Origin of the sequence: Micromonospora sp. NBC_01699 (assembly GCF_036250065.1) — a bacterium.
Lineage (GTDB): Bacteria > Actinomycetota > Actinomycetes > Mycobacteriales > Micromonosporaceae > Micromonospora_G.
The window spans coordinates 2,787,826-2,801,382 of record NZ_CP109199.1 but is presented as its reverse complement, the minus strand read 5'-3'; the positions used below and the strand labels follow the sequence as shown (position 1 = coordinate 2,801,382).

The 13,557-nt window shown below is 69.0% G+C and carries 14 protein-coding genes; 2 read left to right on the top strand and 12 right to left on the bottom strand.

Annotated features, from left to right (window positions below; genetic code table 11):
- Positions 1-4: 4 nt before the first annotated feature.
- The 6 genes from OG792_RS12615 to OG792_RS12590 form a co-directional block, all read right to left on the bottom strand.
- Positions 5-1,198, bottom strand: coding sequence for a carbohydrate-binding protein (locus tag OG792_RS12615; RefSeq protein WP_329109618.1), 1,194 nt, complete (start codon positions 1,196-1,198; stop codon positions 5-7).
- Positions 1,199-1,324: 126 nt separating this feature from the next.
- Entirely contained in the window at positions 1,325-2,218 is an 894-nt protein-coding gene (locus tag OG792_RS12610) for a carbohydrate ABC transporter permease (protein ID WP_329109617.1), read from the bottom strand.
- Positions 2,215-3,141, bottom strand: a complete 927-nt coding sequence (locus OG792_RS12605; protein WP_329109616.1) for a carbohydrate ABC transporter permease — start codon at positions 3,139-3,141, stop codon at positions 2,215-2,217. Before OG792_RS12605 ends, OG792_RS12610 begins: the two co-directional genes overlap by 4 nt.
- 8 nt (positions 3,142-3,149) lie before the next feature.
- Positions 3,150-4,568 (bottom strand): N-acetylglucosamine/diacetylchitobiose ABC transporter substrate-binding protein, encoded by a 1,419-nt coding sequence (gene ngcE / locus OG792_RS12600; RefSeq protein WP_329109615.1) that lies wholly within the window; start codon positions 4,566-4,568, stop codon positions 3,150-3,152.
- A gap of 20 nt (positions 4,569-4,588) precedes the next feature.
- Positions 4,589-5,350: an SIS domain-containing protein gene (locus tag OG792_RS12595; RefSeq protein WP_329109613.1), complete on the bottom strand. Its 762-nt coding sequence runs from the start codon at positions 5,348-5,350 to the stop codon at positions 4,589-4,591.
- A complete protein-coding gene (locus OG792_RS12590) occupies positions 5,347-6,264 on the bottom strand; it encodes a MurR/RpiR family transcriptional regulator (RefSeq protein WP_329109611.1) in 918 nt (305 codons plus the stop codon). The genes OG792_RS12595 and OG792_RS12590 overlap by 4 nt, the downstream gene beginning before the upstream one ends.
- Positions 6,265-6,425: 161 nt before the next feature.
- Between OG792_RS12590 and OG792_RS12585 the strand changes: the two genes are divergently transcribed.
- Positions 6,426-7,361 carry an N-acetylglucosamine kinase gene (locus OG792_RS12585; protein ID WP_329109609.1) on the top strand — a complete coding sequence of 312 codons (936 nt, stop codon included), beginning with the start codon at positions 6,426-6,428 and terminating at the stop codon, positions 7,359-7,361.
- A gap of 2 nt (positions 7,362-7,363) precedes the next feature.
- Here the strand turns inward: OG792_RS12585 and OG792_RS12580 are convergent, their stop codons facing one another.
- The 5 genes from OG792_RS12580 to OG792_RS12560 form a co-directional block, all read right to left on the bottom strand.
- Positions 7,364-8,629 (bottom strand): glycosyltransferase, encoded by a 1,266-nt coding sequence (locus tag OG792_RS12580; RefSeq protein WP_329109608.1) that lies wholly within the window; start codon positions 8,627-8,629, stop codon positions 7,364-7,366.
- An 8-nt stretch (positions 8,630-8,637) separates the two neighbouring features.
- A complete protein-coding gene (locus tag OG792_RS12575) occupies positions 8,638-9,270 on the bottom strand; it encodes a tetratricopeptide repeat protein (RefSeq protein ID WP_329109606.1) in 633 nt (210 codons plus the stop codon).
- A complete protein-coding gene (locus OG792_RS12570; protein ID WP_329109605.1) occupies positions 9,267-9,668 on the bottom strand; it encodes a hypothetical protein in 402 nt (133 codons plus the stop codon). Before OG792_RS12570 ends, OG792_RS12575 begins: the two co-directional genes overlap by 4 nt.
- Positions 9,669-9,763: 95 nt before the next feature.
- On the bottom strand, positions 9,764-10,672 hold the full coding sequence (locus tag OG792_RS12565; protein ID WP_329109604.1) for a hypothetical protein: 909 nt from the start codon (positions 10,670-10,672) through the stop codon (positions 9,764-9,766).
- Positions 10,673-10,726: 54 nt separating this feature from the next.
- On the bottom strand, positions 10,727-11,329 hold the full coding sequence (locus OG792_RS12560; RefSeq protein WP_329109603.1) for a hypothetical protein: 603 nt from the start codon (positions 11,327-11,329) through the stop codon (positions 10,727-10,729).
- An 855-nt stretch (positions 11,330-12,184) separates the two neighbouring features.
- Here OG792_RS12560 and OG792_RS12555 point away from each other — a divergent pair.
- Positions 12,185-12,793 carry a class I SAM-dependent methyltransferase gene (locus tag OG792_RS12555; RefSeq protein WP_329109602.1) on the top strand — a complete coding sequence of 203 codons (609 nt, stop codon included), beginning with the start codon at positions 12,185-12,187 and terminating at the stop codon, positions 12,791-12,793.
- Between the two features lie 165 nt (positions 12,794-12,958).
- On the opposite strand, the gene OG792_RS12550 is transcribed toward OG792_RS12555, so the two are convergent.
- Positions 12,959-13,507 carry a gamma carbonic anhydrase family protein gene (locus OG792_RS12550; protein ID WP_329109601.1) on the bottom strand — a complete coding sequence of 183 codons (549 nt, stop codon included), beginning with the start codon at positions 13,505-13,507 and terminating at the stop codon, positions 12,959-12,961.
- Positions 13,508-13,557 lie beyond the last annotated feature (50 nt).

The following is a 13,557-nucleotide window of genomic DNA, read 5'->3' as shown; positions in this document are numbered from 1 at the left end:
GATGTCAGCAGCGACCGAGGTCGCGCCACTGTGCGGTCAGGCCGGGCTCGGAGCCCTGGGTCCACCAGTTGGCCTGCCACAGCCGCCCGTTGTGCTTCACTCGGGCACCCTCCAGGTAGACGGTCCCCCAGTCCCAGGCCGGGGCGGCGGCGCAGTTGGCCGGCGGTGCGGTCGTCGGCGGAGTGGTCGGCGGCCGGGTGGTCGGCGGAGTGGTCGGCGGGCGGGTGGTCGGTGTCGTCGGCGGGGTGGTGGTGCAGGTGCCACCGGCGCCCACCGTGTCGACGTGGCTGGTGCCCGCCGTGCGGTACGCGGTGACCCGGTTGCGCGCCTCGGCCGTGCTGATCACCTCCCGGTCGGCGTAGTAGAGGTAGTCGACCTGCTGGATGTACGTCGCGAGCCCGGTGCCGGTACGACCCAGCAGGTCGATGAACCACAGGTTGAAGTTGATCGACATCGGGGTTTCCGGGTAGTAGCGGTCCCCGTGGTCGGCGACCTGCACGCCGTCGACGAAGTACTTCACCCGGCCGTCGGCGACCGTGAAGACCAGGTCGTGCCAGCCGTTGAAGCTGGTCCGCTGGGCGGTGTGGGTGTTGTCGGCCTGCCACGGCTCGTTCTGGTACGTCTCCCAGGTGGTCTGGTAGAAGATCGGTCCCTGCTCACCCCAGCCACCGTTCGGCAGGTACTCGAAGTCGATCTCGCCGTAGTTCGGGTCGAGCGGCCGGTCCAGCGGGGTGATGGTGAAGAACGTCTCGACCAGGCGGTCACCGTCCGGGCCGGACGTGGGCGCGTCGGTGAACCGGACCCGGCTGGCGTAGGTGCCCTCGAAGAACTTGCGCTGGTGGAAGAACTCGGCGTGGCTGGTGCCGCCGGCCGTACCGTCGGTCTTGGCGGTGAGCTGGAGGACCTTCTGCCCGCCGTCGGTGGGGAAGCTGACGTTCGCCGCCGGCCAGGCCGCGCCGGGCACGCCCGGACCGCCGGAGTTGGTGCGTACGGTCCAGTTGCGGGCGGCGATCGCCGGGTCGGACGACGACGAGTAGGCGAAGTCGTCGAAGAGCACGCCGCAGTTGGCGGCGATGGCGGGGGCGCCGGCCGGGGCGGTGCCGGCGGACGCGGTCGCGGTGATGCCGGCGAGCGTTCCGGCGGCCAGGACGGCCGCCGCACCGGCCGCGAGACTTCTCACGGTGGGTTTCGTGGACACGGGGTCTCCTCACAATGGATCAAAGGATGGGTACGGCCGGACGACGGTCGTCGGCCGTGGCGGTGCCGGACGGGAGAGCCGGGCGGGCGTCACCTCACCGCCCCGGCGGCGAGGCGGAAGCGGGCGCTACCGCACCGCACCGGCGGTGAGGCCGGAGCGGATCTGGCGCTGAAAGAGCACGTACGCGGCGAGGACCGGCAGCATCGCGATGGTCAGACCGGCGAACAGTCCACTCCAGTCGCTGCGGTAGCCCTGGCTGACCGACAGCGCCGCGAGGCCCTGGGCGAGCACGTACCGGTCGGGGTCGGGGTTGAGCACGAGCGGCAGCAGGTACTGGTTCCACAGCCCGAGGAAGTTGAAGATCCCGATGCTGACCAGGCCCGGCCGGGCCAACGGCAGCATCACCCGGAAGAACACCCCGGCGTGCGAGCAGCCGTCGATGAAGGCGGCCTCGGCGATCGCCGTGGGCAGCGTACGGAAGAACGAGTGCAGGAAGAACACGGTGAACGGCAGCGCGTACGCGGTGTAGACGAGGATCAGCCCCGGATAGGTGCCGAGCAGCCCGAGTTGCTTGACCACGAAGAACAGCGGCACCAGGGCGAGGAACACCGGGAACAGGATGCCGGAGACGAACAGGTAGTAGAGCAGCCGATTGCCGGGGAAGGTGTAGCGGGCGAGCGCGTACGCCACCAGCGAGCCGAGCAGCATGGTCAGGACGAGTGCGGTGCCGACCACTATCGCGCTGTTGACGAAGTAGGAGCCGATCGACGCCTCGGTCCAGGCCCGGGACCAGTTGTGAAACTGCGGCTGGGCCGGTGGCGTCCACGGGCTGGTCAGGATCTCCCGGTCGGTCTTGAGCGAGCTGACCACCGCCCAGAGCAGCGGCACGGTGACCAGCACCGCCCAGCCGACCAGGAACAGGTGGGCGGCGACGTCACCGGCCCGCCCGGACCGGGGCGACGAATCGGTCCGCTCGGCACGGGTGGCCGGTCGCGCCGGCCGGTCGACGACCGCGGTCATGACAGTTCCACCCGTTCCCGTCGGCTGGCCCGCAGCGCGATCACGGCGAACGCGAGGGTCAGGAAGAACAGGGTCACGCCCATGGCGGCGGCGTAACCGAACTTGCCGTACGTGAAGGCACTGCGGTAAAGGCCGAGCCCGATCACCTCGGTGGCACCGTCCGGTCCGCCCGGACCGGCGGTCATCACCTGCACCACCGCGAACCCGTCCAGGGCCAGTACGCCCAGGTAGACGAACGCGACCTGGACGTTGTCCCAGAGCAGCGGCACGATGATCCGGCGCAGGGTGGCGAGCCGGCCGGCGCCGTCGAGCACGGCCGCCTCCAGCACGTCGCGCGGGATCGACTCCATCGCGGCCGAGAACAGCACCATGTAGAAGCCGACCGACGACCAGACCAGCACCGCCATCACCGCCGAGAGCGCCAACGCGGGGTCACCGAGCCAGGCGTGGGCCAGCGCGTCCAGGCCGACGGCACGCAGGAAGCCGTTGAGCAGTCCCTCGTTGGGGTGGTAGACGAACTGCCAGAGCACGGCGACGATCGGCAGCGAGAGCAACTGCGGGAAGAAGTACGCGATCTTGTAGAACTCGCCGCCCCGGATCCCGGCCAGTCCCGTGCTGCCGCGCCGACCGCCGAAGTTGACCAACGCGGCGAGCAGCAGACCGAGCAGGATGGTGGCCAACGGTACGACCAGCAGCATCAGCCCGTTGTTGCGCAGTGCCGACAGGAACAGCCGGTCGTCGAGCAGCCGCCGGAAGTTGTCCAGCCCGACGAAGCCGACCTCGCCCGACACCCCGGTCCAGTCGGTCAGGGACAGATAGAACGCCTGCGCGTACGGGGAGAGCACGAACACCGCGTACAACAGCAGCCCGGGCAGGATCGCGCCGGCCAGGAACCGGTATTTGCCGTGCCGCATGGCTGCCATGACCCGCCCTACCGGGTGTACTTGGCGACGGTGGTGTCCCTGGCCAGCGCGTCGGCGGCCCGCTGGATCCGGTCGGCCCACTGGGCCGGGGTGACCCGGCGGGTGGCGAGTTCGCCGGTGGCGTCGTCGACGGCCTTGGCCAGCGGGGCATACCAGGTGCGGAACCGGTAGGTGAAGGTGTTCGCCCCGGCGGCCGCGACGGCGGCGCGGACCGAGCCGAGTCCACTACTGACGGTCAGGCCGTCGGTGGCCCCGGCAACGCTGGGCAGGGTGCTGTTGAGTTCGGCGAACCTGCGGGCGGCCGGCTGGGAGAACAGGATCCGGAGGAACTCCAGCCCGCCGCGCGGGTTCTTCGCCTTCGCCGGCACCAGGAACGACTCGCTGCTGGCCGCCAGCAGGGCACCGTACGGCAGCCTGTCACCGGCGCCGAGCGTCGGTACGGCGGCCATCACCATGTCGAAGCCGTCCGGGGTGACGCCCTTCTGCTCGGCCTCCAGCCACGACCCGCACGGAATGATCGCCGCCTTCCCCTGCGACCAGGCGGCCTGTGCCTCGGTGTGCGACAGCGCCTCGGACCCGGACAGCAGGTAGCCCCGGCCGGCGAGTTCGGCGACGGCGGTGGCCGCGTCGAGCAGGGGCTGCTGCTTCCACGCGCCGGGCTGGAGGTTGTCGACGGCCTTGACCAGGTCCGGTCCGCCCGCCTTGGCCGCCATCGTGAGCAGCGGATCGTTCAGATACTCGGGATACTTACCCTGGTACGTCCAGGGCGCGATGCCGGCCTTCTTGATCTCGGCGCAGAGCGCGAGCATGCCGTCCCAGGTGCTCGGGTAGGTCCAGCCGTGCCGGTCGAACTGCGGCTTGGAGTACCACAGCCCCCAGGCGGTGTAGGTGAAGTTCAGCGAGTACACCTTCCCGTCGAGGGTGCCATCCTCGACCACCCCCGGCAGCAGGGTGTCGCGTACCTTGCGGGTCGGGTCGTGCAGCGACGGCGCGTCCAGCAGCTCGGTCAGGTCGGTGAGCTTCTTCGCGGCGACCAGGGTGGCGAGGTCGAGCCGGCCGGCGCCGGTGTTGTCGACCACGTCCGGCGGGGTGTCGGCGACGAACCGGGGCTGCAACGCCTCGCCGACCTTCTGGATGCCCTTGTGGTCGACCGTCGCACTGGGGTACCGCTGCTCGTAGAGCTTCTCGGCGTTGATCGCGTAGTCGTCGCCGTACCCGCCCTTGAAAACGACCACTTCGAGCGGGGCCTTTTCGGGTACGCCGAGCGGGTTGTCGGCGCTGGTCTCGCTCCTGGCGCTGGTGGAGCTCTCGTCACCGGCACCGGTCACGCAGCCGGTCAGGACCGGGGCGGCCAGCCCGATGGTGGCGGCCCGGAGCAGGGTGCGTCGGTTGGGACGGCGTACGACCGGGGTGGAAGAGGGGTCCATGTCGGCGGCCTCGCCTTCTGTTAGGCGGTGCGTCGGATACGCCCGGCGTACCGCGCCTCTAGTTCGTTGTTGTGGGCGTCGCCACCGGGCACGTTCGCCGACAGGTAGATCGGCGGGGTCTGGCCGGCGTCGAGCAGGCGCGCGACGACCTCGGTGACTATCTGCTGGGCGAGCAGCGCTCCGGTGATCGACGAGATGGCCCCGACGGCACCGCCGCCGGGGAGGGGCAGGGCGGCATCGCCGTACGGCGCGCCGTTGTCGAGTACGACGTCGGCGATGTCGGCCAGTCGCCGTCCCGACGGGTGCCTCGACTCGACCCGCGCGGTGTGGTCGAGCGAGGTGATCCCGATCAGCCGGTGGCCATGGTCCTTGACCAGCAGGGCGAACTCGACGATGACGCCGTTGACGCCGGAGTTGGAGGTGAGCACGAAGACGTCGTCGGGCTTGACCGGGGCCAGCTCGTACAGCCGGTGGGCCACCGCCGGGTTTCGTTCGAGGTACGGATCGTCGAGTACGGCCCGGTCGGCGCCGCCGTAGAGGACGAGGTCCCGCAGCGCGATCCTGTTGGTGGGCACCAGTCCCCCGGCCCGCCCGGCGATCTCCATGGACAGTGCCTCGGAGTGCCCGCAGCCGAACGCCTGCACCACCCCGCCCTGGTCGAGGGCCGTGGTGATCAGGTCGGCTGCGGCCCGTACGCCGCCGGCCTGGGTCCGGGTGACCCGGCCGATCGCCGCGGTGACGACGTCGACGTAGGCCGGTGCGCTGATGGTGGTGGTGGTCATGACCCCTCCGTGGTTTTGACGCGTCGACGGGCCGCCCGTTGCGACTCGTCCGGCAGCCGGTGGGCATCGACGGCCCGTGCGGTGACCTCGAACGCCTCGGTGGTCCGCTGGTACGTCCGCTGCGCGACCGCGACGTAGATCAGGTCGAGCACCAGCAGTTGCGAATGCAGGGCCGAGAGCGCGGCCAGCCGGAACGTCGTCTCCTGTACGGCGGTCGTCATGACCACGTCGGCGACCTCGGCCAGCGGCGAGCGGGGAAACGAGGTGACCGCGACGGTGAGCGCGCCGTGGTCGGCGGCCTCGGACAGCACCTCGATCACCTCGCGGGTACGCCCGCTGTGCGACAGTCCGATCGCGACGTCACCGGGGCCGAGCAGGGCGGCGTTGGTGAGCGCGCTGTGCGCGTCGGCGCGGTGCCAGACCGGAATCCGGATGCGTTCCAACCGGAAGGCCATCTCCCGCGCGGCGTTGCCGGAGCTGCCGAAGCCGAACAGGTCGACCCGCTGGGCCTGCGCCACGGCGGCCGCGACCCGGTCGACGGCGGCGAGGTCGACCTGGCCGGCGGTGTCCTGGATGGCCCGCGCGTCGGCACTGGCGACGACTTCGAGCAGGTGGTCGAGGGGGTCGTCGGGACCGAGCTCGCGGTCGATGTCGGTGTCCCACCGGGCCTGGGCGGCCCGCCCGGTCTCGGTGGCGATGGCGACCCGCAGTTGGGCGTAGCCACGGTAGCCGAACACCCGGCAGAACCGGGTGACCGTGGCGGTGGAGGTGCCGGCCCGCTCGGCCAGGTCGATGATGGTCGCCCGAGCGGCCTCCTCCGGGGCGATCAGGATCTGCTCGGCGACCCGCTGTAGGGCGACCGGCAGCGCGCTCAGCTCGGTGCGCACCCGGCCCAGCAGTCCGCTCTCCTCCATCAACATTCCTTTCACCGGTACGTGTTGGTGAGAAAAACTATGACCACTGTGCCGCGTACGTCAATAGGTTTAACTTTTTCGATCGATCCCCTTGTGGTGGACGCCCGCCGGCCCGCACCATCGGCACGTGACCACTCCCCTCGTGCTCGGCGCCGACGCCGGTGGCACCCGCGACCCGTGCGGTCCTCGCCACCCTGGACGGCCGGACAGTGGGCCGGGGTCGGGCCAGCGCCGGAAACCCGATCACCACCGATCCGGCCGACACCGCCGCCGCGCTGGGCGCCGCGATCCGATCCGCGCTCACCGGCCACGACCCGGACCGGATCGTCGGCGGCGTGGTCGGGCTGGCCGGCGTGTCGCGCCTGGACGATCCCGAGGTCGCCGCCGGCTACGCCGACCAGTGGTCCCGGGCCGGGCTGAGCTGTCCGATGCGGCCGGTCGGCGACGCCGTGGTCGCGTTCGCCGCCGGCACCCCGGCCGACACCGGCACGGTGCTGATCGCCGGCACCGGCGCGGTAGCCGCGATCGTCCGGGAGGGCGCCGTGGTCCGGATCGCCGACGGCCTCGGCTGGCTGCTCGGCGACGAGGGCTCCGGCTACTGGCTCGGCCTGACCGCCGCCAGGGCCACCGCCCGAGCGCTCTACCAGGACAAACAGGCCGAGCGGGGAGAACTGGTCCGGGCCGTCTGCCGGCGGGTCGGCGCGAGGGAGCCGGACGCGTTCGTGACCCGGTTCTACGAACTCGGCCGCGACCGGGTCGCGGCGATCGCACCGGCGGTCACCGAGTGCGCGCGGGCCGGCGACCCGGTGGCCCTGGACATCGTGGAGACCGCGTCGCGCCGGCTGGCCGACACCCTGGTCTCACTGCACCCGGCGCCCGGACCGGTGGTGCTCGCCGGTGGCGTACTGGCCGGGGTGCCGGAGATCCGGGCCGGTGTCCAGCAACGGTTGGCTGCCTGGCTGGGTCGACCCGGTGTGCTGGCCGGGGACGGGGCGGCCGGTGCCGCCTGGCTCGCCATCCGCCGGGCCGTCGCCGGGCGGTCGGCAACCGTACCGGCGCCGGACGACGAGACCCACGCCCGACTGCTCGCCGGGTGAGGTCAGATGTTCAGCAGGCCGCCGTTGCGTTGGGCGTCGTCCTTGATCGCGATGAGATTCGCGGAGACGTACGGGATGTTGTGCGTCTGGTGCCATTCACTCGGAAAGTACGTGACCAACCGCGACGCCTGGAACCGGCATTTGATTTCGGGTACGAACCGAGAGTAGTTGGCATCCGTGAAGTACCAGAACGAGTTCTCGTTGTAGAACGCCACATGCGTCGGATCCTGATAGGCACCCCGGCCGTCGGTGCTGGGGGTCAGCGACAACAGCATCCCGTTCGGGGCGAGCAGTCGGTACAACTCGTTGAACAGTGAGATTTTGTCCGGGATGTGTTCCAGGAAGTCCACCGCCCGAATGACCCCGACACTGTTGTCCGGCAGGTCGACGCCCTTCGTGATGTCGCAGACCAGGTCCACACCCGACCCGTCGTGGTAGTCCAGACCGAGATAGCCCTCCGGCTTGCCGTGGGCCGCACCCAGGTCGAGTGCCAGGAGCCCCTGCCGCCGCGACCAGGTCAGCACGTTCTGTTGGATGTTCCGGTCGTAGATCTCCACCGTACGCTGCTGGATGCGGGCGTTGACGTCCGGAATGCGCTGCGTGTTCTTGCCGTGGATGCGCTGTAGGTACAGGCATTTCTGGATGTGGTGAAACTCGCTCACCTGGTAGATCCGAGCCATGAGATCGGCGTCGTCCGCGACGTCGAGCGACTCGTCGTACCCGCCGACCTTCTCGTAGATGTCCCGGCGGAAGGCCCGCACATGGTTCGGCGCGTACCAGATGTAGCTCACGTTGTGCGGCGTCGGCGGCAACGCCCGACAGACCAGCACCTCGCGGCCGTCCACCCTCTCGTCGTAGTGCCGCCAGCCGAACGAACTCGCGAACCGGTCTTCGCAGCGGCCGCCGTCCTCCTGGATCTGCGCGGTGTCGCTGTAGACGAACCCCACCTCCGGATTGGCGTCGAAGGCGTCGACAATTTCTTGCAGACAGTCGCTGCTGAGCAGATCGTCGTCGTCAAGCTCCACCAGGATGTCCCCGGCCGCCTCGGCACAGGCGTACCCCTTCACGGCGCCAACGCCGTTCAGGTTGTCCTGGACGAGGAGCCGGATCCGATCGTCGTGCCGCTCGGGCCGCCAACGAGACCCCTGGTTCAGGATGACCACCCATTCCCAGTCGGTGAAGGTCTGCGCGACCAGTGATCGGAAACATTCGTCGATGAAACGGGTACGGTTGCTCCCCGTGAAAACCGTCACACGCGGCGTACGCATTGCACCGATCACCTGTCCGCAGGAGCGGAGGACGGAGTGGTCAGGCCCGCGCGGTACTTCGCCGGAACCGCCGAGGTGAGCCCGCTGTCCAGCCGAACCGCCGCCCTGAAAGCGTCCCGCGCCCCCTTGTCGTCACCGGACTGGGACAGCAGGATGCCCAGGCGAAGGTAGGCGGTTGACGACTTGTCATCGATCGACACGACCCTGCGGTAGATGTCCATCGACGTCGTCGGAGCCTTACTCTCCAGGGCGATGGCCTTGTTGTAGAGGGCCGGCTTGTAGTTGGCGTCGGCCTCCAACGCCTTGTCATAGTTGCTGACCGCCTCGTCGGACTGGTTGCGCGAATGGGCGATGAACCCCAGGTTGAACCAGGCGAACTTGTTGCTGGCCTCGGCGGCCAGCACCTTCTCGAAGGTCGCCTTCGCCGCGTCGAAGTCACCGGCCTGCCCCTGCTCGACACCGAGATTCAGCAGTTCCGCCGGTGGGGTTTCGGTGTTGGGGGCGCCATTCGCCTTGTCGCTGTTGCTGCTGCCCGAACTGCTCGTCTTCGGCTTGTCAGCAGGCTCCTCGCTGCATGCCGTGACCCCGGTCAGCAGGACCGCACCACAGGCGAGTGACCCGAAGATCTGACGCGTACTCATTTTTCCTCCTCGACGATAACGGGGCTTTTCGGCTTACCGTTCGGCCGGCTGGACTTGCTACTGTCGGCCGTCGCCCGGCCCGACGTGTTGGCCGGAGCTCTCAACATCACCGGCGTGGTGAGTGAGATGCAGGACACCCAGATGTCGGCACCTCCACCGGTGAAGGTGAACTGGTAGCCACTGGCCGAGAGCGGCTGGATCAGCACCGGGTTGACGCCCGCATTCGCGAGCTGATATCCGGTTCCGACAGCAAGGTCTCCGGCCTGGCACCCGAAATTGACGGGGGTGTCCGCGATCACGGTCAGCGGACCCTGAATGTACGCGGCCTCGATCCCATTGCCCGCCAATCCCTGCGCGCCCGTGTCCCCCTGCGGTCCCTGTACGCCCTGCAAACCCATCGCACCCTGGGCGCCTTGGACACCCTGGGTGCCTTGCGCACCCGTGTCGCCCTGGGCGCCCTGGAAACCTTGAGCACCCTGAACCCCTTGGGCACCTACGTCACCCTGAGCACCCTGGAAGCCTTGAGCGCCTTGTGAGCCTTGAACACCTTGGACGCCCTGGAAGCCTTGAGCGCCCTGGAAGCCTTGAGCACCTTGAGCGCCCATGTCGCCTTGAGCACCTTGAATCCCCTGGGCACCCTGCATTCCCTGAGTGCCCTGAACACCTTGAACACCCTGGGGACCTTGAGCACCCACATCGCCCTGGAAGCCCTGAACACCCTGTGGGCCTTGAGCACCCTGTGAGCCTTGAGCACCCTGTGAGCCTTGAGCACCCTGTGAGCCTTGAGCGCCCGTATCGCCCTGAGCACCTTGGACACCCTGGGGGCCCTGAGGACCCACGTCGCCCTGGAAGCCTTGAGCGCCCTGTGAGCCTTGAGCGCCCTGTGAGCCTTGAGCGCCCTGTGAGCCTTGAGCGCCCTGTGAGCCTTGAGCGCCCTGTGAGCCTTGAGCGCCCTGTGAGCCTTGAGCGCCCTGTGAGCCTTGAGCGCCCTGTGAGCCTTGAGCGCCCTGTGAGCCTTGAGCGCCCGCGTCGCCCTGAGCACCTTGAATCCCCTGGGCACCCTGCATTCCCTGAGTGCCCTGAACACCTTGAACACCCTGGGGACCTTGAGCACCCACATCGCCCTGGAAGCCCTGAACACCCTGTGGGCCTTGAGCACCCTGTGAGCCTTGAGCGCCCGTATCGCCCTGAGCACCTTGGACACCCTGGGGACCTTGAGCACCCACATCGCCCTGGAAGCCCTGAACACCCTGTGGGCCTTGAGCACCCTGTGAGCCTTGAGCGCCCGTATCGCCCTGAGCACCTTGGACACCCTGGGGGCCCTGAGGACCCACGTCGCCCTGGAAGCCTTGAACACCCTGGAAGCCTTGAGCACCCTGTGAGCCTTGAGCACCTTGAACACCCTGGGGACCCACGTCGCCTTGGACGCCTTGCGTGCCCTGGGGGCCTTGGACGCCTACGTCGCCCTGCTCACCCTGGAACCCTTGAGCGCCCTGAACCCCCTGGGGGCCTTGAGCGCCCTGAGCGCCTTGAACTCCTTGGACACCCTGGACTCCCTGAGGACCCTGAGCACCGACATCGCCCTGGGAGCCCTGAACACCCTGGACACCCTGGGGGCCTTGGGCACCCACATCACCCTGGAATCCCTGAACGCCTTGGGAGCCCTGAACACCCTGCGAGCCTTGAGCGCCCGTGTCGCCCTGAGCGCCTTGAACTCCCTGGACACCCTGGACTCCCTGAGGACCCTGAACACCCTGAGGACCCTGAGCACCCACATCGCCCTGGGAGCCCTGAATGCCTTGGGGGCCCTGAGCACCCACATCACCCTGGAAACCCTGAGCGCCTTGGGAGCCCTGAACACCCTGCGAGCCTTGAGCGCCCGTGTCGCCCTGAGCGCCTTGAACTCCCTGGACACCCTGGACTCCCTGAGGACCCTGAACACCCTGAGCACCTTGAACGCCCTGGGAGCCTTGAGCACCCACATCACCCTGGAAACCCTGAACACCTTGTGAACCCTGCGGGCCTTGGGTGCCTTGAACTCCCTGAACGCCTTGGGCACCCTGGATTCCCTGGGGGCCTTGAGCGCCCACGTCGCCCTGGGGGCCCTGAGGACCTTTAGAACCCTTCGAGCCCCACGGGCCCTGCCAGCCCTGCGGGCCGTAGTCCGGTGTCCTCCCTGGGTGGTGGTCGCCCGAATCGTCAGGTCCACCGCCGTCGTTGCGGAGAGGCGACCAGGACAACGGCCAGCCGCCGTACTGGCCGAACGGGCCGGGCGTACCGATGTGCGCGCCCTGGGCGGGCGGTTTCGCTTCCACCGGTTGCGCTGCGGCCGCGGGTCCACCCGTCATCCCGACTGCCAGCAGGACGGAGCTCAGCCCGGACGCGGCACGGCCGTGCTTCGACCCTCGCCGTAGCCGCCGGTTGTTGCTCATGACCCCTCCAGAGAGCCGCCCAGATACACCCAAAGTAATGCACGAGTGACACTCGGTCACCGATCAGGTGATTCGTAGCGTATCCGACCGATTAATCAGATGAGAGGGGTTGTAGGTTCAGATAGGCAGATTTTGGACGAAGTGGATTTTCTTCGCGATCAGTGACCTAAGTTCCGGCCAGCACGTCGCGCGGCCCGCCCACACCGGGTTGTCCACGTCGAATCAGCCCTCCACACGTGCCTCAACCTGAGCTGGCTGGACGCCCCCGTGCCAACGAGCACCCTCGCGGCGTTCTACGAGCCCTCAGTAAGGGGCCGGGCCATCCCGTGTCCCCGGCCAACATCCGGGCCAGGATCGCGGAGCTGCGCTAGGAACTTCTACTTCCCGCTCAGGAGATCCGAGATCACCTACTGCGGGGATCGCCGCACGTACCCACGCCGGCCCCGGTCCGCTCCGCCGATCCGCGCCCATATAGTCGCCCGGTGGACACTGATCAGGTTCGGCAGGCGTACGCGTCCGTCGCGGGGCTCTACATCGAGCTGTTCGGTACGAGGCAGCAGGTACACGCCGACGACCTCGCCCTCATCGGTCGCCAGTTGGCGGGCCGCCCCGGCCCGGTGCTCGATCTGGGCTGCGGGCCCGGCCACATCACCGACTACCTTCGCTCACTCGGCGCCGACGCGACCGGAATCGACCTGGTTCCCGAGTTCATCGCGCACGCGCGGGCAACCCACCCGAGCGGCAGCTACCAACTCGGGTCGATCGAGAGTCTTGCCGTCGCCGACCACTCCATCGCCGGCATCCTGGCCTGGTACTCGCTGATCCATCTACCACCGCAGGACCTCGACGGGGTGCTCGCCGAGTTCCGGCGGGTGATAGCCCCGGCCGGGGCATTGGTGCTCGGTCTCTTCGTAGGTGACGAGGTCGCCGCCTTCGACCACAAGGTCGTGACCGCCTATCGCTGGCCGGTCGACGAGTTCTCCGAACGACTGGCACGAGCCGGCTTCACAGAGGTTGAGCGCCTACAACGGCCCGCCGACGGCACCCACCGGCCACACGCCGCCATCGCGGCAATCGCGACCAAGGGGTGAGCCGGGGCGGCGACCCTCCGCTCGCGTCGCGTTGTCGGCGGGCCACCGACCACCAGCCTTCGATGGCCGCCGACCACCATGATCAACGCGGACTTCACCCGTACGTCGTCGCCGTGCGGGACCAACGCGTCGAGGATGTTCGTCAGGGACTGGATCGTTGTGGTGCTAGCCGGCCGGGTCCTGCCGTGGTCCGGCCGACGCGGCGTGCGAACGGCTGCGCTCGACGTACTGTTCTGCGGTGCGCCGCAGGTCGGCGCGCTCCGAATCGGTCAGCGAGCGGCGGATCCTGCCCGGCACCCCGGCGACCAGGGAACCTGGCGGCACCACCGTGCCGGCCAGCACCACGGCACCGGCGGCGACCAGCGAGCCGGCCCCGATCCGGGCCCCGTTGAGCACCACCGCACCCATGCCGACCAGTGCGCCGTCCTCGATCACGCAGCCGTGCAGGACGGCGCGGTGCCCGACCGAGACACCGACACCGACCGTGGTGGGAAAGCCCGGATCAGCGTGCACCACGCAACCGTCCTGGATGTTGCTGTCCGCCCCGATGGTGATCTGCTCGGTGTCGCCCCGCAGCACGGAGCCGTACCAGATGCTCGCGCCGGCGGCCAGGCGGACCGAGCCGATCACCGCGCAGCCCGGGGCCACCCAGGCCGCCGCATCGATCTCGGGACGGCGGTCGAGGTAGTCGAACACCAGCGCGTCACGTGCCATGGTCGCCTCCCGGCCGGTCGCGGCACGGTGCCGCCGCCAGAGCGGAATGC